We start from the raw sequence: 21,742 nt of genomic DNA on the forward strand, positions 1-21,742 counted from the left end.
CACCACCTGCAAGGGATTGATGATGAACACCAAGCTACGCCTCGCTACGCCGCTGATCGCCGCGCTGCTGTCCGCCTGCACGGCCACCACCTCGTTACGTGCCACCGATTCCGACCTGGCCGTCAAAATCAATCAGGATGCACCCCTGGTGCTGAAGAACCCGGTCAGCAAGACCTACAAGACCACCAGCTTCGGCCAGTACCGCTTTCGCGCAACGCGTGAGGGTATGGAGCCGATGTACGGACTGATTCCCCTGAAGTTCAACGGTGGCTACCTGGCCGCCGATATCCTGTTCTTCGCTCCGGCAGCGTTCTACAACCTGCGCGAGGTCTATCCGTTCTACGAATTCGACGTGGAGGCGGGGGTGGTGCGCTACAAGAAGAACGAGCAGGACCAGTGGATCAGCTACAAGCCGACCGCTGCCGAAGTGGCCCGGGCACGGGCTTATTTCAACGAATAAACCGCGCCCTGCTGGTCGGCCGTGCGCATCGTCACGGGCCGGCCAGATGGCTATCACAGCTGCCCGTTTCGACCGTCATTCGGCGAGGGGACTGTCCTTCAAGGGTGGCGCGTTCCGCACGGGCTTTGTCTTACAGGCGCCGCGTCGCCGCCGCTGGTCGCCGGGGCTGCGCGATGCCTGACAGCGTCCCGCGCCGGGCGTAGAATCCGCGCCGCTCAGACCTGCCACCTGAAACTTCTCCCGAACCCGTACCTGTCCTCGCGCTTGCTCGAAGCGGCGGGAGAGTTCGTCGTTGGGCTCCAGGCGCATCGTCCTTTTCATCACCGCCCTTCGCGCTGACCTCCGTTCGGGAGGCTCTGGCGGCCGAAGGCATTGCTTTTCAAAACGGCCCGAATGAACGAAACCCAAAGCACCACCGGCGGGAGCTGGCTCAGTGTCGTCGCACTGGCCCTGGCCGCCTTCATCTTCAACACCACCGAGTTCGTCCCGGTCGCCTTGCTCAGCGATATTGGTCGCTCGTTCGACATGCCGCCGTCGCAGGTCGGGCTGATGCTGACGATCTACGCCTGGGTGGTCGCGCTGATGTCGCTGCCGATGATGCTGATGACGCGCAACGTCGAACGGCGCACCTTGCTGATGTTCGTCTTCGTGGTGTTCATCGGCAGCCATCTGGTGTCGAGCGTGGCCTCGAGCTTCGGCATGCTGATGGTCAGTCGTGTCGGGATTGCCCTGGCGCATGCGGTGTTCTGGTCGATCACAGCGTCCCTGGCGGTGCGTGTGGCGCCGCCGGGTCGGCAGGCGCAGGCGCTTGGGTTGCTCGCGACAGGCAGTGCGCTGGCCATGGTGCTGGGCATCCCGCTGGGGCGTGTGGTCGGGGAGATGCTGGGCTGGCGGACCACCTTTCTCGCTATCGCGATCATCGCCAGCCTCGTGGTGATTTGCCTGGCGCGCACGCTGCCACTGCTGCCGAGCCAGAACTCCGGTTCGCTGCGCAGCCTGCCGGTGCTGTTCCGCCGGCCAGCGTTGGTCGCGACCTATGTGCTGACAGCACTGGTGATCACCGCGCAATTCACCGCTTACACCTATATCGAACCTTTCGCGCAGACCATCGCTCACCTAAGCGGCGACCGCACCACGGTGCTGCTGTTGCTGTTCGGCGGCGCCGGCATCCTCGGGTCGATGCTGTTCAGTCGCTACAGCACCCGCTATCCACGCGGCTTCCTGATCACCGCGATTACGATCATGTGCGCCTGTCTGTTGTTGCTGCTGCCTGCCTCGCGCGACAGCGCTTTGCTCGGCGCGCTGGTGGTCGTCTGGGGGATCGCCGGAATGTGCTTTGGCCTGGCGCTGCAGGCCAAGGTACTGAATCTCGCCTCGGACGCGACGGATGTCGCCATGGCGATGTTCTCGGGCATCTATAACGTGGGCATTGGTGGCGGCGCGTTGATGGGCAGCCTGGTGGTGCGCCACCTGGGCCTGGCGGACGTGGGCATCGTTGGTGGGTTGCTGGCGTTGGCCGGCGTGCTGCTCTGCTGCTTCGCTACCTACCGCTTTGCCCGTCCGGCCGAGCCGGCGGTCGGCTGAGGGGCCAGGCCTGCGGCGGTGAATCGAGCGTCGTGCCAGTTGCGTCGCTTGAGCAGTTGACGGCGTGCATGAGGTTCGCCCCACGCACGCCGCCTTCGGTCAGTTCAACTCGTTGGCAAAACGGCCCACCGCACTGACCACCTGCTTGGCGCCGTCCTGAATCTCGACAATCACCGAACCCGCCTGGTTGGCGAGCGACAGGCCCTGAGCGGCTTGCTCGCGGCTGTTAGCCATCTCGCGCACGGCATCATCGACGAGCGCCTGGTTCTTCTGTACCACGCTGACGATCTCCTCGGTGGCGGCGCTGGTGCGGCCGGCCAACTGGCGTACTTCGTCGGCTACCACTGCGAACCCGCGACCCTGCTCGCCGGCCCGCGCTGCTTCGATGGCCGCGTTGAGCGCCAGTAGGTTGGTCTGCGCGGCGATGCCTCCAATCGTCTGAACAATGGAGCTGATCAGGTGCGACTGCTGGCCCAGGGCTTCGATGCCGTGGGTGGCTGATTCGACCTCTTCGGCGATGCGCTGCATCGTGGCGACGGTGTCCTTGACCACCACGGCGCCGCGTTCAGCACTCGTATCGGTCTGCCGGGACACGTCATAAGCGATGCTCGCCGCTTCGCGCACTTCCTGCTCCCGGGCGACCTGATCGGTGACCACGCTGGCGAACTTCACCACCTTGCAGAGCTTGCCTTCGGCGTCGAACACCGGGTTATAGGTGGCTTCCAGCCAGAGATCGCGGCCGTGGCTGTCAACGCGCTTGAAGCGATTGGCGATGAATTCGCCCCGATTGAGCGTTTCCCAGAAGGTTTTGTATTGCGAAGAGCTGGCCTCTTCCTGGGTGCAGAACATGCTGTGATGCTTGCCGACGATCTGCTTGAGCGAATAGCCGGTGCCCTGCAGGAATTGCTCGTTGGCAGTGACCACGGTGCCGTCCAGGTTGAACTGGATGACCGCGGTCGAGCGCAACAGCGCGTTGATGAAGGCTTCGTTCTCCTTGGCCATCTGCAGCTCGCGTGTCACTTCGCGGGCGAAGCCGCTGATGTGGTGCAGCCCACCTTGCGCATCGCGGATCGGATACCACTCGATGTGCAGCCAGACGAGGTTGCCGTTGCTGGCCAGGAAACGGTAGTTGTCGCTGATGGGGTCGTGCTTTGCTACGGCTGCTCGGAAGTTGTAGTAGCAGGGCAATTGTTTCACGTAGGCGGGAACAATCTCCGCCATGGCACGACCAGTCAATTGCTCGGGCTGATAGCCGAGGGCCTTGGCGAACGCTTTGTTCACCGTCTTCATCCTGAGCTCCGTGTCCAGCGTGATGGACAGCTTCGTCGCTTCGATCTGCTCGCGCAGTTGACGAAGCTGCAGCAGTTCCGCTGTTTGCTGTTCGAGTTGTTTTTTGAGGTGGCTGTTGAACATGGTGCACCGAAAGGTGAGTAGACGTGCCAGGGCTATCGGCGTCGGCGGCAGATACTTGATGCGCGCTCGTCGCTGGGCGGTGCGTTTGAGCCAGTTCCACGCGCGCGCCCGACGCACTGGCGAACCGGGCGCGCCACCTGTCAGTCCGCTCGCTCCAGTCGCACCCGAATCACGCCGGCGCGTGTGCTGGCGATGCGTTCGAAGGCGGCTTTGGAGAGGTCGATGATGCGCCCGCGCACGTAGGGGCCACGGTCATTGATGCGCACCACCACGCTCTTGCCGTTGCGGGTGTTGACGACGCGAACCTGCGTGCCGAACGGCAGCGTGCGGTGGGCGGCGGTCAGCGCTCCCTGGTCGAAGCGTTCGCCGTTGGCGGTCTTCTTGCCGTGGTGCTGGTTGCCATAGAACGATGCCTTGCCCTGCCCGAGAACGGCGGCGGTTTCAGGCGCAGGCGGTGGAGACGTGGGCGGCGGGGTTCTGAAAGGAGTGGAGCAGCCGGCGAGCACGGCGGCGAGGAACAGAGCGGTCAATCCACGGGCTGGCCTTTGAAGCATGATCGATCCCTGTCTGCAGGCGTTTGGGTGATGGAGCATAGCCGGGCGCGGTGTGCCGTGCTGCCCGGCACGCATGCAGACACCGCCAGGGGCGGAAGTTCATTCGGCCGAAGCGCCGGGACGGGGCCGCGGCGCGCCTGACCTTAATGCGCCGGCTTGCTGCGGATGGTCTTCATCAGGTCAGCTGGGGTGATCTGGCCGACCACGCTGCTGGCGCTGCCCGGTTGCGGCAGGTTGAGGATATTGCCCTTGATCTTGCCGATCACGTGCATCTCGCAGGGCTTGCAGTCGAACTTCAGGGTCAGCACCTCGTCGCCATGTACCAGCTGCATTGGCGCGACCTTGGTGCGCACGCCGGTCACGCCCTTGGCCTGTTTCGGGCACAGGTTGAATGAGAAGCGCAGGCAGTGCTTGGTGATCATCACCGGCACTTCGCCGGTTTCCTCGTGGGCCTCGTAGGCCGCATCGATCAGCTGCACGCCATAACGGTGATAGAAGGCCCGGGCTTTCTCGTTGTAGACGTTGTAGAGGAACGACAGGTGCGATTCGGGATAGACCGGCGGTGGCACGCTGACCGGCTTGCGCGCGCCGCGCGGGCGGATGGCCTCGCGCGCGTCGGTCAGCGCCTCGATGGCTTCGCGGCGCAAGGCCTTGAGATGGGAGTTGGGGATAAAGAAGGCCTGCGGTGCATCCACGTCCACCTCTTCGGCGTGGTAGATGGTCGTGCCCAGCTGGCTCAACAGGTCGGCGATCTGGCTGGGCACCTGTTCCGGCTTCTTCGCTTCACCAAAGGGGCCGGCCAGCGAAACCGTGGCGTAGGCGCCCTCTTCGCTGGTGACATGTAGCTCCAGCTCATCGGCGCGCAGCTTGGCCAGCCAGCGCACGCCGACGCGGCGCTCGGCAGACGTCTTTAGCAGCGCTTGCTGCCAATTGTGGTCAAGGTTGCGGTTCAGCGGATGGTTCGGGCGTAGCTGGCGGATCGCCGCCGGCATTTCATTGGGCTCGACGCGGTAATGCCACAGTGGTTGGCCGTCTTCTTCGAACTGACTCAGCGGCTCGACCACGCTGGCGCGGAAACCCACCACGTCGCGCTTGACCAGCACGTTCAGGCCATCCCCGTTGGACAGTGGCTCCCGGGTCTGGACGGTGAGGTCGTGCTTGCCCACCTTGAGCACTTCGCCCACGGCAAGGCCCGTGAAGGTCGGCGAGTCGAAGGCGCCGATGTCGATCTTACGGTCGGTGACGAAGTAATCCGTGCTGCCACGGTGGAAGGTCTTGTCCGGGTCGGGCACGAAGAAATGATCGGTGCGGCCGCTGGAGGCGCGGGCCAGATCGGGGCGGTCCTCGAGGATGTCGTCCAGGCGCTGGCGATAGTAAGCGGTGATGTTCTTCACGTAGCTCACATCCTTGTAGCGGCCTTCGATCTTGAATGAGCGCACGCCGGCATCGACCAGCGCGCGTAGGTTGGCGCTCTGGTTGTTGTCCTTCATGGACAAGAGGTGTTTTTCGAACGCGACAACCTGGCCCTTGTCGTCCTTCAAGGTGTAGGGCAGGCGGCAGGCTTGCGAGCAGTCGCCGCGGTTGGCGCTGCGGCCGGTCTGCGCGTGAGAGATGTTGCATTGCCCGGAGAAGGCCACGCACAGCGCGCCGTGGATGAAGAACTCGATGGCCGAATCGACCTCGTCGGCGATGGTGCGGATTTCCTGCAGGTTCAGCTCGCGCGGCAGCACCAGCTGGGAAAAGCCGGCCTGGGATAGAAACTTCGCTCGCTCCAGGGTGCGGATATCGGTCTGGGTGCTGGCATGGATCTCGATCGGCGGAATGTCCATTTCCATCACGCCCATGTCTTGCACGATCAACGCATCGACACCGATTTCGTAGAGCTGCCAGATCAACGAGCGGGCGGCTTCGAGCTCGTCGTCATGCAGGATGGTGTTGATGGTGACGAACACCCGCGCATGGAACAGGTGGGCGAATGTCACCAGCTCGGCGATGTCTGCCACGCTGTTCTCAGCGTTGTGCCGTGCCCCGAAACTCGGCCCGCCGATGTACACCGCATCGGCGCCATGCAGGATGGCCTCGCGAGCGATGGTGGTGTCCCGAGCGGGGGAGAGCAGTTCGAGATGGTGCTTGGGCAAGGACATGGGCGCGGACCGGGTGCAGATCGAAAGGCGCGCATTGTAAAGGCATACGCAGCTTTTGGGACTGGCCGCCGGGCGTATGGCGGCGCGGCGGCTGTCCGAGCGATCGAGCCCCCGCGTCAGATGGGCTTTCGTGGCGAACTGCCATTTCTAGAAATAAATGATTACACCTCTCATTAGCGATTGATTACTATCCGTCTTCGTCGAGCCGGAGGCTCACGTTAGAAAAACAAGGTGAGCAGTAGCCACCACTTGATCGAAGAGGGGGAATCGAGCATGACGGCTTTGAAATCGGGCGCCCGGACACAGGCGCCGTGGCGGCGAACCACCACAGCAGTGCTCTGCTGCGCGCCATTGGTTGGTACGACCATGAGCGTGTACGCGCAGGAAGCCGAGCCAGGTGCCGGCGACGAGCCGTATCGCCTGGCGCCCATCATCGTCAACGCTAACGCCTCTGCGGGCGACGACTCGGCCACGGTGGTCGCGCAGGAGCTTTGGGTGGGCGGCAAAGTGCCCACCAGCATCCTCAACACGCCTGCTTCGGTTTCGGTGGTCACCCAGAAGGAAATCGAGCAGCGCAGCGCCAGCACCACCGAAGAAGTCCTGCAATACACCCCGGGGGTGGTCACCGATTACTACGGCACCGATGACCGTAACGACTATTTCCAGATCCGCGGCTTCCAGGCCACCACTTACCGTGACGGCCTGACTCTCGGCTCGATGCGCGGTGTTCGCGAAGAGCCCTTCGCGTACGAGCGGATAGAAATCCTGCGTGGCGCCAACTCGACGTTGTTCGGCCCGGCGGACCCGGGCGGCTCGGTCAACTTCGTGACCAAGAAGCCGCGCTTCGAATCCTTTGGCCAGGGCTATGTGACCTACGGCTCCTTCGACCACAAGGAAGTCGGGATCGACGTCGGCGATGCGCTCAATGACAGCAAGACCCTTGCCGGCCGCTTCACCGCCAAAACGCAAGACAGCGAGCGCGAGTACGACCACTCGCAGGACGACAATCATCTGGTGATGGGTGGCTTGACCTGGGAGCCGACCGCGTTCACCTCGGCCACGCTGGTGGTGGATCAGTTGCGCCAGGACACCACGCCCAATAGCGGTGGTTATCCCAAGGACAGGGAATACGACCGCGATGAGTTTTTCGGCGAGCCGACGTACAACTTCCACGATGTCGAGCGCACCAATATCAGCGCCACCTTCAGCCATGATTTCGACAACGGCTTCGTGCTGCGCAGCAACCTGCGCCATAGCGAGCTGGAGGATGCGTACGGCTATGTCTATATCAACGATAGCGCCGGGCGCACCGGCACCCTGGTTGACCGTGGTTACCTGGGGGTCTATAGCGAAGCCGAGCAGCTCAATGGCAACTTGATGCTGCAGTACGACGCACGCTTCGGGGACATCGATAGCAGCAGCATCGTGGGTGTGGAGTATCTTGATTCTTCTTCCGAGAACGTGTCCGTCTATGGCTCCGCCGATGCCATCGACGTTACCAATCCGGTATATCGTGGCGTATCGCCTGCAATCGTCTATCAGGATAGGGACCTGGACACGACCATCAAGTCCGTTTTCCTGCAGCAGAACCTGTCGTTCTATGAGCGTTTCATTGTCACGTTCGGCATGCGCAATGATTCGATGGACGTGTCGGAGACTGACTACCTTGCCGGTACCAAGACTTCAGACAGCTTCTCGGAAAACTCCTTCCGCGGTGCCCTGACTTATATCGTCAATGACGAGGTTTCCACCTATATCAGCGTTGTAGAGTCTGTTTCCCCGCCTGAAGTTGGCGTGGTTCCCGAACGGGGCAAGCAGTATGAAATTGGTGTGAAGTATGCCCCCACCGGTATGAATGCCCTTTTCTCAGCAGCGGTCTACGACCTGACCCAAGAGGACATCGCCGTTGCGGTGGTGCAGTCCAATGGTGTCATCGACCAGCAGACCGTGGGTGAACAGCGCGTGCGTGGCCTGGATCTGGAAGCGAAGGCTGAGCTGACGGAAAATTTGTCGCTTATCGGTGGCTACTCATACATGGACACCGAAGTGCTTCGCGGCGCCGTGCAGTCCTGGACAGGGGCAGGTTATGAGGTCGTATCGATCAAGGGTAATGAGATCGTCTCCGCGCCCAAGCATTCGGCCTCGCTATGGAGCTACTACAACGTGCCCGGAACGGATGTCAGCGTAGGCCTTGGCGCTCGCTATGTCGGTTCCTATTACTTCGGCACCTTCAACGACACCGGCAAGAGCGATAGCGCCACCCTGTTCGATGCCGCCTTCAACTACCAAATAGCCAAGGGCACCGATCTGGCCGTCAATGTCAGCAACCTGTTCGACGAGCAGCATGTGGTTGGCTCGGGCACCGCGGATTACTACAACCCGGGCCGCGAGATCACGGCGAAGGTCAGCTACAACTGGTAACGGCGTCATCCGATCCAGGCAAGGCTCCGGCCTTGCCTGAATCGGCTACCCCTTCGCCTGCTTTGCCTGGCCGTCAACAGCAGGTCGTTCTGGTTGCCGGTTGGTTTGGCCTTGCAATGCCAAGCCAACCGGCGATGTCGCCTCTGTCGCGTCCTGCACTCAGCTGTCGAAGCGGCTCACCTCGAGCCCCGTGCCCACCGGTAGCAGCACGCTGCTCAACTTCGGCGTGCGGGCGATGGCCTGGCGGTAGCTCGCGGCTCGCTCCCCGCCTGGGCGGATCATGTTGTCGGCGACGATGATCGCGCCGGAATTGAGCTTCGGATAAAACCGCTCCAGGCAAGGCACATAAAGATCCTTCCATAGATCAAGCAACACGAAATCGATTCGCTCTGGCATGGCGTCGATCAAATCGAGCGCATCGCCTACCTGGAAATCGATGACGCTCGCCAGGGCTGCCTTTTCGGCCATGTCGCGGGCGAAGTCGGACTTGTGCTGGTGCAGTTCCATGGTCACGACACGGCCACCACTGGCTTGCGCCGCCTCGGCAAGCCAGAGCGTCGAATAGCCGAAGGAGGTGCCCAGCTCGAGTACATTGGGTGCATCGAGGCTGCGAACCAGCGTGTTGATCAACTGCCCGGTATCCGGACCGACCGCGAGAAATGCATGGGTGCGCCAGTCGGCGTTAGTCGCCTGACCAGCTAGGCGCTGCTCGCGCTCGTCTTGCAGGTGCTTGTGGTATTGGTCGAACACGGACCTGACACGATCGTCCATCGAAGCCTCCGAAGTGCTTAGCTGTGGCCAATCAGTGGATGGGCTTGATTGGCCTCGGTGATGATTAGTGGACGTTATCAACAAAAAGTTTGCAGCCGCCGTGAGCCTAACGCTAGGCAGGCCGGGGAGCGGTAGGGGAGCGTTTCGTTCATCAGATCGTCCGGGTAACGCCGGTAAGTCCCGCGCAGTCGGCTGCTCCGGCCTGCATCCGCTGACTGCCGTTTGACCTGGCCAATCGCTGCGAGTCGAGCAGGTCAGCCAACCAGCACTGTTATGGCCCATATGATTCCACCGGCCAGCGGTAGCCCTGTCGCCATTCGGGGCGCATAGGGAATCAGCATCAGCAGGGCAAAGCCAGTGAGCGAGATCAGGCCGAACCAGGCGACCACCGCCATGCCGGTGGGCCAGACGTGACCGGCTACATACACGGCAAGGCCGAGCAGCAGACTGCCAGCCGGAACACAGAGGCGACGAAGCCGAGCAGGTATTCGCGGGTTGACCAGCTGTTTCCAGTGGCGCTCTTTTCCAAGGCAGAAACCCAGCATGCCGGCATAGGCCAGCACCAGGCTGGCAAGCAGTGCTGAACCGTTCATGACGAGGCTCCTGGAACCGGACGGCTGAGAGAAGTGGACCGCGCCTTGCGGGCGGCGACGGCCTTGGGGATTTTCCAGGCTGTCCACGCCAGCGACAGACCCATCGCCATCACGCTGGCCGCGAGGGACAGGCGCATGCTGTCGAGTGTCAGGTGGCCGCCTGCCAGGTCGAGCAATGGCAGACCGAGCGCCAGCACGGCGGCTGCGAACAACTGTTCACGCCAGGCGGGCAGCGGCTTGCGGACCCAACCGTGCACCCAGCTCAAGGCCCAGATGCCAAAGAAGATCCGCAGCTCCCAATCCTGGCGGCCGGCCAACTCTGCCGGCAGCAGTCGATTGGCCCACAAGAGGGCGATACAGGCCAGGGAAAGCCCGGCGACCACGGCCACGTTCAGGCTTTCAACGACTCGCAGGAAATGCGGATTGGCCTTGGTCTGCTTGCGTTGCTTGACGGTATAGAGCACCAGACCCGTGGCGATCATCGCGCAGCTGACCAGGCCACAAACGAAGTACAGCCAGCGCATCGGATAGCCGCCGAACTGCGCGAAGTGCAGGCCCGCCATCACCCGCTGGGTCAGCTGGCTGGTGCGTGACGGTTCTGGCGCCTTGATCAGCTCGCCGGTGACACCACTGAAAAGAATGCCTTCGCCCTTCGTCAGTTCGATACGGTTGCCCAGTACGGGACGCGCCGTGACCTGGGCGTTGGCCCGGCCCGGATTGCTCACGGCCAAGCCGCCGATCATGCCTTCGCCGTAATGTGCCTCGGCCCGGCTGACGATTTCGCCCAGCGCAAGCAAAGGCGCTGCCGGTGCCGCCGCCGGTCGGGCGCCACGACTGTCACCGCGAGGCGCCTGCTCGGCGCGACCGCCTTGCTCGCCACGTGCCGTCTGCCCGCCGCGCGGCGCCGGTTCGTTACGCATTGCCTGATCGCCACGGGGGACTTGCTGCTCGCGCTGGCCTTGCTCAGCGGCGCGGGCTGGCTGGGCATCGCGGAAATAGGCCTGGCGATCCCCGTCGTAGAGCGCGTCGACCGCTGCCGGCATGTAGACCAGGAAAAAGATTGCCAGGCCGGTGTAGGTGATCATCAGGTGGAACGGCAGTAGCAGGACAGCGCTGGCGTTATGGCCATCGAGCCATGACCGCTGGCCTTTGGCGGGGCGGAAAGTGAAGAACTCCTTGAAAATCTTCTTATGGATGATGATGCCCGTGATCAGCGCCACCAGCATCGCCATCGCAGCAATGCCCACCGCCCAGACGCCAACGTTGCGTGGCATATGCAGCGTGTAATGAAAGCGAAAGAAGAAATTACCACCAACGGTTTCCCGAGGTTCGATCACCTCGCTCGTCAGTGGGTCCAGCTGCGTACTGCCAGCGCCACGACGGCGTTCGCCCACGGACACGCTGAGATCGGGTGAGCGATCGGTTGGCAGGCTGATGTTCCAATTCGATTCGTCCGGATGATTTTCCATCAGCCAGCGCTGTGCCAGATTGGCGGCCGCCGCAGGCGATGGGCTGTGGTCGGTGAGCTCAGGCTGCATCCACCAGCTGATCTCCTTGTCGAACACTGCCAGGGTCCCGGTCAGGAAAATGGCGAACAGGACCCAGCCAAGCAGGAGCCCGCACCAGGTGTGCAGCCAGGACATGGATTGCGTCAGACTGCCTTTCATTTGATGGCCTCCACCAGCTGTGGCCAGAAGCCGATAGCCGCCAGTGGCAGCGATACGCATACGCCGATCAGCACGCGTCGTAGCGAAGCCGCAGCAAAAGCCCAGAGAATGAACGTCAGGTAGACCACGAACGAAAGCAGCGAGGCGATGGTCAGCGCGTCCATGGGGCCTATCGGCAGCACTCGCGCCAGAGCGGCAGTGAATGCATAGGTGAAGGCGTAGCCGCCAAAAATGGCGAGGGCGGTACGAACGGCGATGTCAGGCCAGGTACTTCTCGATTGCGATACGGAACGAGTCACGACAGGCTCCCGCTGGGAAACAGCTGAAGGTCATACGAAAACGCCCGACGCTGGCTTTACCATGCGGTCGGGCAGTCAATCCGAAGCGGTGTGACGCGCCGGTCAGGCTGCGCCGTCAGCGCATCCGAGCGTTAGAAGTCGACCGTCATGCCCACGACCAGACGGCGTCCGTCGAGCACAACCTCGTAGTCATCATTGGTCACTTCCTTGTTGGCCACGTTGTACACGCCTGCGGTCAGGTCGACATTTCGGGTCAGTTCATAAACTGCGCCGATGTCGACGAAGCCATAGCCCGGCGTTCCTTCGCTCATGCTGGTGCGGCTCAGGTAATCCGAGGTTCGGCTGCGGTAGTTGTACTGCGACCATAGGTTGAGCTTGTCCGTCAGGCGCCAGTCCAGGTTGGTGTTAAACATATGGCGGGGTTGCTTGTTGAGCGGCTCGCCCTTGAACTCACCGGTCTTCTGTTCCGAGTCGGTGAAGGTGTAGCTGCTCATCCAGGTCAGGTCGTTCGTGATGGCGTAATCGAGCGTTACCTCGACACCCTGAATGACAGCCTCGTCAATATTGCGGGTCGTGCTGAGGAAGTAATAGTTGTTGCCGCCGAAGTTACACGCGTAGTTGGCAACGTCGTTGTTGTTGGCGGCGTTAGGGCTTGTGCAGTAACGGTCTTCAGCGATTTTGTCCTTGTAAATCGTATGGAACAACATGACGCTGGTGCCCAGGCCGATCGACCTATCGTCGAACACGAAGCCGATTTCATAGCTGGTGCTGGTTTCAGGATCTAGGTCGGGGTTACCGATGCTCAGTGCCCGCGGCAGCGCCTGTCCGTTGGCGCCGACATTGAGCGAGCCGCCGCCGCCGGTACGCCCGCCGAAGCCTTCGGTAGCCTGGGTGAGGGAGGGCTGCTTGTAGCCGGTCGACACGCCGCCTTTCAGGGTCAGGGCGGGGGTCAGACTGTATACACCGTAAACGCGGGGGGACAGATAACCGCCGAAAAACTCGTCATCGTTGTAGCGCAACCCTGTGGTCACTGCGAAATCATCGGTGACGCCCCATTCCACTTCACCGTAAATGGCCGCCAGCCAGCGATCCGCCTCCCTTACGCCACCGGTGATTCCTTCGTTGTAGAGCACGTTCTGGCCGTTGACGAAACCCTCGTCTTTATATTGGCCGCCGAAGGTAAGGGTATGCGGACCCCAGAAATAGGTGCCTTGCGTGTTGAAGAGATTGACGGTCTCTTTCATCGATAGCTCCTGCACGCGCTCGGACACGTCGCGTTGGAGGTAGCTGTTGAGCAGAAGGTTGCCGTAATTGCCGTCGTGCGATAGCGTCCAGACCTCTTTTTCGAAACGGTTCGTCGACGCCTGACCCTCGAGCAGGGTGGTGGTGACGGGGGTGCTCTTGCCGGCGGTATGCCGGGATTTCTGCGTGACCTCGCGATAACCCAGCGTTATCCGGTCGGCGTCGGTTGGTGTCAGGAACAGGTCCGCCCCGAGGTTGCTTTCGCGAGCCTCCGGCTTGCTTTCGCCGGAGTTGAAGGATTCGCCGCCAACGTAATCGCTTTCGTACGTGTGCGTGTAGGCGCCGCTCAGCTGCAGTCCCATCAGACCGGGGATCAGCGCACCGCCGGCGAATAGCTCGGTGTGGTATTCGTCTTCGTTGTAATCGTTCTGGGAGAACATCTTCTGGGCCCGGACGGTGCCTGCCCATTCGCCGGACGACTTGCGGGTGATGATATTGATCACGCCGCCCATGGCTTCGGACCCATAGAGCGACGACATAGGCCCGCGGATGACTTCGATCCGCTCGATCATTGCCAGTGGCGGAAGCGCCAGTTGTTGCTTGCCGCCTGAGGTGCCGTTGGTCTGGGTCTGCCGACCGGCGGAAATCGGACGGCCATCGACCAGCACCAGCGTATATTCACTGCCCATACCGCGGATGGTGATCTCCTGCTGATTGCCCCCGCCGGACACGTAGACGCCTGGTACGTTTTTCATGGCGTCGATCACGCTTGTGTAGGACTGCTCCTCGAGCTGCTCGCGAGTGATGACCGAGATGCTCGCGGGCGCCTCGGCGATGTTCTGTTCGTAACCGGCAGCGGTCACCACCGTGGTGGGCTGCAACTTGATCGCGTCCTCGGCCTTAGCTGGCACGCTGACGTAAATCGTCAGCGCGATTGCACAAGCCAGCCGGGTCCGATTGAAAATCACCATTGCACCTGCCTCCATGAATAGCGTTACGCCAGTCCGAACCGGACGTAGCCGGGTAGGGCAGTTGCCCTGAGTGGCGCTAATGCTATTTATTCTCATTTGAGAGTAAAGCGCATTTACAATCTATACATTTCGAAGGCGGATGTTCATTCGCAGGCCGGGCTCGCCGTTTTCGGCCCAGATATCGCCGCTCTGCATCAACACCATGCTGCGAGCGATTGCCAGGCCCAAGCCGAAACCGTCGCCGCCGGGGCGGGCGGCGCTGAGTCGGGCAAAGGGATGGAAGATCACATCCAATTGTGCGGCGGGTACGCCGGGGCCCTGGTCGGCGATGCACAGGCGCCAGTAGCCCGGCTCAGGGTGTGCAGTCAGGCGCACAGAGCCGTCAGGCGGGGAGTAGCGGATGGCGTTGCGCAGGATGTTCTCCATGGCCTGGGCGAGTGCGTTGAGGTTCCCCAACACGCGGCAATGCTCCGGCACGTCAACGCGGATGCGCTCGCGCGGCCAGCCGGCCTCGAAGCAGGCGTTCTCGCTGATCACGTCCCAGAGCGCAGCCACCTCCACCGGCTCGCATTCGAAGCGTGGCTGCTCGCTGTCGAGCCAGGCGAATTCGAGGGTGCTATCGACCAGTTGCTGCATGCAGGTCACTTCGCGATCGGTACGCTGGCGCATTTCCTCGGCGCTCAGGTCGCTTTCGCAGGCCACGCGCAGCCGGCTGAGCGGGGTGCGTAGCTCGTGGGAAAGGTCGCGCAGAAGTTGTTGCTGTTGCGCGATGGTGTCGCGCAGCCGGCGCGTAAGGTATTCGAGCGATCGGCCCAGTTCGCCGAGCTCATCGTTGCGATCGGCAATCCCGGCTGGCAGCAGCGAGTCGAGCCGGTTGCCGCGCAGCGCATTGGCTTGCTGACGCAAGGCATCGAGCGGTGAGACCAGCAGGCGATAGAGCATCGCGCAGAACAGCACGGACAAGAGCACCGGCGCCAGGTAGACCGCGCCTGCCGTCAGCAACGCATGGTTGCGCCATGGCCGGAAGCGTTCCGGCAGCCGCATGATCAGCTGCGCATGGGTGCCTTCGATGGGAATGGAGATCAACGGCAGCCCCTGGTAACGCCGGCTCATCGGCCATTCGTAATGGCGGACGAACGTCAGCTGGCCGCGTTGAGCGTCGGTCAACGCCTGGCCGCCGAGCGGTTGCAGCTTCGCGTCCACGACCACCGCCCAACTCGCTTCGCGGGCCTCGACCTGCTCGCGCCAGCGCGCGAGTACCTGCGGGCCCTGCGCGAGCGCCGCGGCGGCCTCTTCCGCGTAGCCAGCGAGCACCTCCAGCGCCTCGGCCGATAGATAGGACGTGCTTCGGTCGATCTTGCGACTGACATAGCCACTGGCCCAGATCATCGCAAGGCAGAAACCGGCGACCAGCACCACCAGCCGCCAGAACAGGGAATGACGGTTGGGCATCAGCTGGCCGGCCGATCCAGCACGTAGCCCTTGCCCCAGACCGATTCGAGGTTCAGCGCGACCTGCTTGCGCGCCAGTTTGCGACGGATGTTGCTGATGTGCATATCCAGGCTGCGGTCATGTTGGGAGTAGCCCCGGCGCAACGCTTGCTGGTAGAGAAAGGGTTTGCTCAGCACCTCGCCGCTGGCTTCGTGCAGCACTTTCAATAGCCGAAACTCGGTCGCGGTCAACCCGATCCAGCGCCCCTCGTAGCGTAGGTCGCTGCGCGGATCGTCGAACCACACCAGGTCGTCGTTGGCAGCGGGGATCTGGTTGCGTGCGCTCCGCTCATAACTTACGCGGCGCAGGATCGCAGCGATACGAACCTGTAATTCTTCGAGGCTGAACGGCTTTGGAAGATAGTCGTCGGCCCCGCTATCGAAGCCTTGGATGCGGTTCGCTTCGTTGCCTAAGGCGGACATCATCAGAACAGGCGTGCACCGGTGTGCGCGCAGCCTGGTCAACAGCTCCATCCCGCTCACGCCGGGTAGCATGACATCGAGCAGGATCAGGTCATAGTCGGCCTCGCTGGCGAGCGCCAGCCCGGTGGTGCCGTCGTCGACCAGGGTTACGTTGAAGCCGTGCCCTTCCAATGCGGTCTTAAGATGATTGCCGAGAACGGGGTCGTCTTCGATCGCCAGGATCTGGCGAAGCGCCGGTGCGGACATTGGGAGAGGCCTGCAAATAAGAACGATTATAAAATGCGACCGCATGGCAATCGCAAGGCCCTTGCAGCGCCTGCGCAACCACCTTTCGCTCAATCAGGGCTCGACGAAGCACTGCCGGACGGTGCATCTTCGGCGTTTCGCCCTGTTACCTGGGTACTGCTGGAGGCCTTACATGCGCGCGTTTCCCTCGTTCCTGCTTCTGCTCACGCTTGCGGTTGGCAGCAGCCTCGCCAGGGCAGCGGGAGAGGAGACGCAGCTGGTCGAGTCGATCAACGCCTATCGCAGCGAGGTACAGCGTTGCGGCGAAGACTCGAGCGAGGAGCTGACACCGCTGGCCCTCGATGTGCGCCTGATCCTGCCTGCCACCGGGGCCGGTGACTTGCAGGGCGCGCTGGGGCGTGCCGGTTACCCGATGGTCAACGTCCAGGCGATCAGTCTGTCCGGCCCCCGTGACGCCCAGGCGGCGATGCAAGTCCTGCGGGAGAGTTTTTGCCGCGTCGTTCTCGATCCGCAGTTCGCCGATATCGGTGTCAGCCGCGAGGGACGCGACTGGCGCATCGTGCTGGCGCGCCCGCTGCTTGGCGCGCATCTGAAGGACGCACCGACCGAAGGCCAGATGCTGCTCGATGAACTCAACCGCGCGCGCGGCCAGGCGCGCCAGTGTGGCGGTGTGCCGTTTGCTGCCGCCGCGCCGCTGCGCTGGAATACCACCTTGGCCGACTTGTCCGAAACCCACAGCCGGGCGATGGCCAACGGCAATTTCTTCGGGCCACTCGACGAGGAGGGCCGCACGCCGGGCGACCGTGCAGAACTGGCCGGTTACGTTGGCGCCCGGGTGGGGCAGAACATCGCTGCCGCGCTGGATCGTTCCAGCGATGTCGTCGAAGGCTGGTTGGCCAGCCCCGGCCATTGCACCAACCTCATGAACCCCGCGTTCACCGAGCTCGGCGCGGCGTATGCGGTCGATCCTCAGAGCGATGCCGGCATCTACTGGACCGCCACATTCGGCGGCCACTAACCCTCGCTCCAGGCTGCACACCCCCGCACCACGCGTTTTCGCTCGTTGGATGGATTCTGTTGCGCAAAACCTTGCGCAAGATCACAACCCTGACAACGGACGCCAGGACGCTCCATGCAGCGGCTGATCAACTCGTTCATCCCTCCCGACACGCAGCGCCCTGGGCCCACCTCTCGCCTCGTTAGCCGGGCAATCCATCGTCGCAGTATCGGCGGCGCGTCAACCTTTCAACTCGCTATCCCGTACGTGTCGCGTACAGGCCGTCGAGTCGCGCACCGGCCACGGTGTGCCATCGAAGTCGGGCTTATAGCTGTGCCCGTCTTGCATGGGATCCGGTTTGCCTGGGCCCATGCAAAAGCACGGGAATCTCCCGTGCGGTAAGGAAGTACAGCCAATTAAAAATCATGGAGATTGCCTCATGTTCCAAATCAAACCGCTCGCTGCCGCCATCCTGACGCTGTTCGCTGCCCAGGCCTTCGCCGATCTCGACACCGCCAGGCAGATCCAGACCGGTGACAGCAATATCGCGACCGCCACCCAGAAAAACGGCCTGTACGGCACCAGCCGAAACGTTGCTGAGCAGTACCAGCATGGCGACAACGGCACGGTCGAGATCTACCAGGAGACTGATTCGTTTGCCAAAGCCGTGCAGACCCAGACCGACTCCTCCAGCTACAACACGCTGTATGCAAAGCAATTCGCTACGGCTGGTAGCTCGCTGTCCGAGCAAACCCAGACCAACGGCTCTGGCAACAACGCGAGCGTGTCGCAGCAGCATTCGACCAGCGTTGAGGCAACGCAGTACCAGAGCGGCAACAATAACCAGGCCAGCACCGACCAGTATGGCGAGACCGATAGCCTGGCGAGCACCTATCAGGTCGGCGACTGGAACACCGCGTTGGTTAAGCAGACCGGGGGCCAGGGCAACGAGGGTTATGTACAGCAGTACGGCAACTATAACGACGCAACCATTACCCAGACGAACGCCAGCGACTCGACCGCGTTTGCAATCCAGGTGGGTGATGGGAACGATCTGACCGCCACGCAAACCGGCTCGGCGAACACGCTGTACTTCACTCAAATGGGCAATGAAAACACGGGCGACTTCAGCCAGAACGGCAACGACAATGAAATCTGGGGCATGTCGGACGGGGACTTCCACAGTGTCGACGTCGCGCAGGTGGGTGATGCGCACGCGGCCGACGTCTTCCAGTTCGGCGGATCGAACAACTCGATCGACATCGACCAGGTCGGCAACGAGCAGTACGCGAGCGTCGTGCAGGAAGGGGGCTCCTACAACCAAGCCACCGTCATGCAGAACGACATGCAGGCGAACATGGCGTTCATCATGCAAAGCGGTAGCGGCAACCTGGCTACCGTGATGCAAAACCAGTAAACGAGCTACACCGGAACGCCCCGCCTCGAGAGAGTGCGGGGCGTTTTTATGTCTGGCCGAACGCTGAATGCGGCAGGGCGTCCTAATCTGTGAAAGGTGTATTCCACGCAACGAGGATCAGCCCATGACCGACCCCAACAATCCGCTCAAGGATGGCCTGACGCCCAAGGACTACGACGAATACGGCGACATGCCCCAGCAGGAGGGCAGCCAGAAGCCGAAACCCGAGGCCGAGCCCAAGGACGAACCCAACGCGGGCGAGAGCCCGCTCGGTTAAGTCACTCTAGTCCCTTCTCGGAGGCCTCTCTGGACATTCCCTGCCAGCCAGCCTAAAAAGGCGCCCTTGCAGGCTGACCGGCACGAACCTACGCACCGGTCACATATTCCAGAGGCAGGTATCCGTGAAAAAGAAAAAAACCGGTGGACCCCATCCGCCAAGCGGAAAAGAACCGCGCCCATCGCATCGGCTGGCTTATCGCGCTGGCGGGGATCGTCGCCGGATTTGTATTAGTGGTGTTGAAACCCATGTGACGATCCGCTATCTGCCGCCGAATGGCTGCAAATAGCGGTGTCTAGGCTGCTGGTTGCGACAGGTCAGATGAGGCCTTTGCGGGCCGCTTCCGCCAGATTGGCTTTAGTCAAGTCACGCAGAAGCATGTCGCCCGACTCATTGAACGGCATCGCGAAGATCAGGAACAGATGCATCCAGGTCGTCAGCGTTTCCTGCTGCTCTACACTTCCGAGCTTCTTGCCGGCGCCGTCGCGAAAGGTCATGTCCATGATCAGCTTGTTATCGAACGTGCCAGGCACCAGGAAGAACGTCGCCCCAGTCAAGAAGGCCAGCCCAAGGCTGCCCGTCTCCTGATTCCTCAGCGTCACGGTGACGTAAACATCCGACTGCTCCTGCTCGGTCGTAACCCGTGAGAAGCGTGCGCTGTCGGTAAACGTTTGTGAAATGAGCGTCTCCAGCAACGCCATGTTCGGCGTGCTGGCCTTGGGCGTCCCGTTCAACGAATACTGGGTTTGCACCTTGATGAACGCTGTTGGCTTGGACTCTATCGGCTCGGCCGGTGGCCAAGGCGTGACTTCAGGCAATGAGTGATGTGAATACGTCATACAGCCCTGCAGAGCCAAGGTGGTCAGCAAGGTCAGTAGTGATAAAAGTTTGGTCATACGAAACGTCCTTGTTAGTGCGCCAGCTGTTCAGTGCCGTCTTTGAGTAAGTCTTCAATCAGTTGCGTTAGCTGACGAGCGCCGAGCGACGTATTGAAATAATCGGCATCCCATAGGCCAGTGTTCTGATTCAGCTGCAGCGTCTTTTGAGAAAGAGCCAGTTGCTTGCCAGCGGCATCCTTGATCGTCAGGTTGGCTGCCAGGTCGTATTTGTCGACGTAGATAGGGCCGTTCACCCAAATCCATACCGTTAGGGTCAGAAGCGCGCCTGGGAAGTAGCCCGGATGCGGGGTGCGCTTGCCCTTGAGCGATGTGAATTCGAATTGCAGCTCGACATCGCTCTCTCCTAGTTTCGCCGGGAACGTAATGACTCGCTCGAAGTACTCACCGCGCTCAACATGCCGCGCAATCTGCGTGGTGAGGGTATTGCTGATATTGCGACGCTGGTTTTCATCTAGTTTCGGGTCGGTAACGGCAACTTCCTTCACCAGGGCGCCCGCTGGAATCGAGTTCTCGACGATGTGTTCGGGTAGGCCGATTGGCCCTGTGGGGGTGAATGCCACACAGCCGGTCAGCGCCAGGCTCAGAAACCCGGCGGCGAGGAGTTTGGAGAGGGACATGCAGACTTCCTTGATTTCTACGATAAGCGATGGCGTGCCGTGGACAGTCGCAGGCGCTCGTACGAGCGGCGATTCGCCGTCCTTGGGCGCGGCGGAGTCTAGCGTCACATCGCCATCATTCGTAGCGCGGGCCCTGAACTATTCGGTACTGGTTCGCATTGTTGGCTGCGCTACTGACCAACGGCGTTGTCTAGCTGCGGGGCTGGGACGGCCGCGTTAGAGCTGTTGGCCTGTGGTGCGGTTGGCTATGAATGCCGGGGAGTTCGCCTAGCCGGAAAGATTGCAGCGGTTCACATTTCCAACCTCAAGCCCCGGCGCATTAAACCTGTGCAAGGTTCGAGAAAGCTCCGTACCGTCAAATGGCCAGCCCTTGGCGCCTTCAGGCGTCATTAGGGGCATCCCGCCCGGGCGGGGTGCTCTTGTTTCCATTAGAAAGGATGTCCCCTTGATCAAGAAAACGATCCGCGTGCTGCTGCTCGGCTGCAGCTTGCTGAGTACGACCTGTTGGGCCGAGATGGCACCGCTCGAATTGATGAACATGGCCGGCCTGCAGCGCACCCTGGGCCAGATCGTTGCCAAGAACTACCTGATGATCGGCTCCGGCGTGAAGGTCGATGAAGCAAGCAAGCAGTTCGCCTCGAGCCTTGCGCTGTTCGAGGATCACCATGCCACGCTCAAGGCAGCGGCGCCGAACGATGCCATCCGCACCGCGCTGGCCCAGGTTGAGCGCACCTGGACGGACTACCGGACGCTGGTTGGCGAAACGCCGCAAAAGAGCCAAGCGCCGGCTGTGCTGGCGAAAGCGGAGGAGTTGGTTCGGCAGACGCAGGAAGTGACCGACCTGTTTGAGCAGCACAACGGTGACGAAGCCTCGCACGCCATCAACCGCAGCGGCTGGAACCGCGTCCTGACGCAGCGGACCGCGATGTTCTACATGGCCCGTGCATGGGGTGTCGATGATCCGACGCTGGATGAGCGCTTCTCTGCATCGGTCAAGGAGTTTGGCGTGGTCATGGCCGAACTGCAGGCTGCCGGGGCACCCAACGCAGAAATCGCCGAAGCACTGCGCAAAACCGACGCCCGCTGGAAGTTCGCGAGCAAAGCCTTTAGCTCCAAGGATTTCGTTCCGACGATCGTCGCAGTCAACGCCGAGTCGATGTTCCGCCAGCTCAACGAGATGACTCGCCTCTACGCCGGCCTGCGCGAATACGCGCTGTAGTCGAGTAGCCCGAAGCCCGCCGTCACACCGGCGGGCTT

Annotated in this window: 19 protein-coding genes; 7 read left to right on the plus strand and 12 right to left on the minus strand. The window is 61.9% G+C overall.

The genetic code is table 11. The annotated features are described in order from the left end of the window. Window positions 1–22 precede the first annotated feature (22 nt). Window positions 23–460, plus strand: coding sequence for a hypothetical protein (locus M1D78_RS06540; RefSeq protein WP_437420011.1), 438 nt, complete (start codon window positions 23–25; stop codon window positions 458–460). A 393-nt stretch (window positions 461–853) separates the two neighbouring features. Then, window positions 854–2,044 (plus strand): sugar transporter, encoded by a 1,191-nt coding sequence (locus tag M1D78_RS06545; RefSeq protein WP_437420010.1) that lies wholly within the window; start codon window positions 854–856, stop codon window positions 2,042–2,044. 99 nt (window positions 2,045–2,143) lie between these two features. Here M1D78_RS06545 and M1D78_RS06550 read toward each other — a convergent pair whose 3' ends face one another. The 3 genes from M1D78_RS06550 to M1D78_RS06560 all read right to left on the minus strand — a co-directional run bounded on the left by M1D78_RS06550 (window position 2,144) and on the right by M1D78_RS06560 (window position 6,155). After that, window positions 2,144–3,457 (minus strand): methyl-accepting chemotaxis protein, encoded by a 1,314-nt coding sequence (locus M1D78_RS06550; protein WP_437420009.1) that lies wholly within the window; start codon window positions 3,455–3,457, stop codon window positions 2,144–2,146. Window positions 3,458–3,597: 140 nt separating this feature from the next. Then, window positions 3,598–4,011 (minus strand): septal ring lytic transglycosylase RlpA family protein, encoded by a 414-nt coding sequence (locus tag M1D78_RS06555; RefSeq protein ID WP_437420008.1) that lies wholly within the window; start codon window positions 4,009–4,011, stop codon window positions 3,598–3,600. 143 nt (window positions 4,012–4,154) lie between these two features. Continuing rightward, entirely contained in the window at window positions 4,155–6,155 is a 2,001-nt protein-coding gene (locus M1D78_RS06560) for a peptidase U32 family protein (protein WP_437420007.1), read from the minus strand. A 366-nt stretch (window positions 6,156–6,521) separates the two neighbouring features. Between M1D78_RS06560 and M1D78_RS06565 the strand changes: the two genes are divergently transcribed. Next, entirely contained in the window at window positions 6,522–8,576 is a 2,055-nt protein-coding gene (locus tag M1D78_RS06565) for a TonB-dependent siderophore receptor (protein ID WP_437420006.1), read from the plus strand. Window positions 8,577–8,735: 159 nt separating this feature from the next. Here M1D78_RS06565 and M1D78_RS06570 read toward each other — a convergent pair whose 3' ends face one another. From M1D78_RS06570 to M1D78_RS06600, 7 genes are all read right to left on the minus strand, one after another. Continuing rightward, entirely contained in the window at window positions 8,736–9,347 is a 612-nt protein-coding gene (locus tag M1D78_RS06570) for an O-methyltransferase (protein ID WP_437420005.1), read from the minus strand. A 254-nt stretch (window positions 9,348–9,601) separates the two neighbouring features. Next, complete coding sequence (locus M1D78_RS06575; protein WP_437420004.1) at window positions 9,602–9,940, minus strand: DUF3325 domain-containing protein; 339 nt, start codon at window positions 9,938–9,940, stop codon at window positions 9,602–9,604. After that, window positions 9,937–11,607, minus strand: a complete 1,671-nt coding sequence (locus M1D78_RS06580; protein ID WP_437420003.1) for a PepSY-associated TM helix domain-containing protein — start codon at window positions 11,605–11,607, stop codon at window positions 9,937–9,939. The genes M1D78_RS06575 and M1D78_RS06580 overlap by 4 nt, the downstream gene beginning before the upstream one ends. Then, window positions 11,604–11,906 carry an iron transporter gene (locus M1D78_RS06585; protein WP_437420002.1) on the minus strand — a complete coding sequence of 101 codons (303 nt, stop codon included), beginning with the start codon at window positions 11,904–11,906 and terminating at the stop codon, window positions 11,604–11,606. The genes M1D78_RS06580 and M1D78_RS06585 overlap by 4 nt, the downstream gene beginning before the upstream one ends. A gap of 131 nt (window positions 11,907–12,037) precedes the next feature. Continuing rightward, window positions 12,038–14,119 (minus strand): TonB-dependent receptor domain-containing protein, encoded by a 2,082-nt coding sequence (locus M1D78_RS06590; RefSeq protein ID WP_437420001.1) that lies wholly within the window; start codon window positions 14,117–14,119, stop codon window positions 12,038–12,040. A gap of 120 nt (window positions 14,120–14,239) precedes the next feature. Then, a complete protein-coding gene (locus M1D78_RS06595) occupies window positions 14,240–15,571 on the minus strand; it encodes a HAMP domain-containing sensor histidine kinase (protein ID WP_437420000.1) in 1,332 nt (443 codons plus the stop codon). Further along, a complete protein-coding gene (locus M1D78_RS06600; protein WP_437419999.1) occupies window positions 15,571–16,278 on the minus strand; it encodes a response regulator transcription factor in 708 nt (235 codons plus the stop codon). Before M1D78_RS06600 ends, M1D78_RS06595 begins: the two co-directional genes overlap by 1 nt. A 172-nt stretch (window positions 16,279–16,450) precedes the next feature. Here M1D78_RS06600 and M1D78_RS06605 point away from each other — a divergent pair, with 172 nt between their 5' ends. The 3 genes from M1D78_RS06605 (at window position 16,451) to M1D78_RS06615 (ending at window position 18,969) form a co-directional block, all read left to right on the plus strand. Then, complete coding sequence (locus tag M1D78_RS06605; RefSeq protein WP_437419998.1) at window positions 16,451–17,296, plus strand: CAP domain-containing protein; 846 nt, start codon at window positions 16,451–16,453, stop codon at window positions 17,294–17,296. Window positions 17,297–17,714: 418 nt separating this feature from the next. After that, window positions 17,715–18,692, plus strand: a complete 978-nt coding sequence (locus tag M1D78_RS06610; RefSeq protein WP_437419997.1) for a hypothetical protein — start codon at window positions 17,715–17,717, stop codon at window positions 18,690–18,692. Window positions 18,693–18,816: 124 nt separating this feature from the next. Next, the gene (locus M1D78_RS06615) at window positions 18,817–18,969 is read left to right on the plus strand and encodes a hypothetical protein (RefSeq protein WP_437419996.1); all 153 of its coding nucleotides are present in this window, start codon (window positions 18,817–18,819) and stop codon (window positions 18,967–18,969) included. A gap of 317 nt (window positions 18,970–19,286) precedes the next feature. Here M1D78_RS06615 and M1D78_RS06620 read toward each other — a convergent pair whose 3' ends face one another. Together M1D78_RS06620 and M1D78_RS06625 are read right to left on the minus strand one after the other, a co-directional pair. Next, the gene (locus M1D78_RS06620; RefSeq protein WP_437419994.1) at window positions 19,287–19,865 is read right to left on the minus strand and encodes a hypothetical protein; all 579 of its coding nucleotides are present in this window, start codon (window positions 19,863–19,865) and stop codon (window positions 19,287–19,289) included. Window positions 19,866–19,879: 14 nt separating this feature from the next. Beyond that, complete coding sequence (locus tag M1D78_RS06625; protein ID WP_437419993.1) at window positions 19,880–20,485, minus strand: hypothetical protein; 606 nt, start codon at window positions 20,483–20,485, stop codon at window positions 19,880–19,882. A gap of 445 nt (window positions 20,486–20,930) precedes the next feature. On the opposite strand from M1D78_RS06625, the gene M1D78_RS06630 reads away from it, so the two are divergent. Continuing rightward, entirely contained in the window at window positions 20,931–21,704 is a 774-nt protein-coding gene (locus tag M1D78_RS06630; RefSeq protein WP_437419992.1) for a type IV pili methyl-accepting chemotaxis transducer N-terminal domain-containing protein, read from the plus strand. The last annotated feature ends 38 nt before the right edge of the window (window positions 21,705–21,742 follow it).

The sequence above is a fragment of the Pseudomonas sp. SA195 genome (assembly GCF_054131565.1).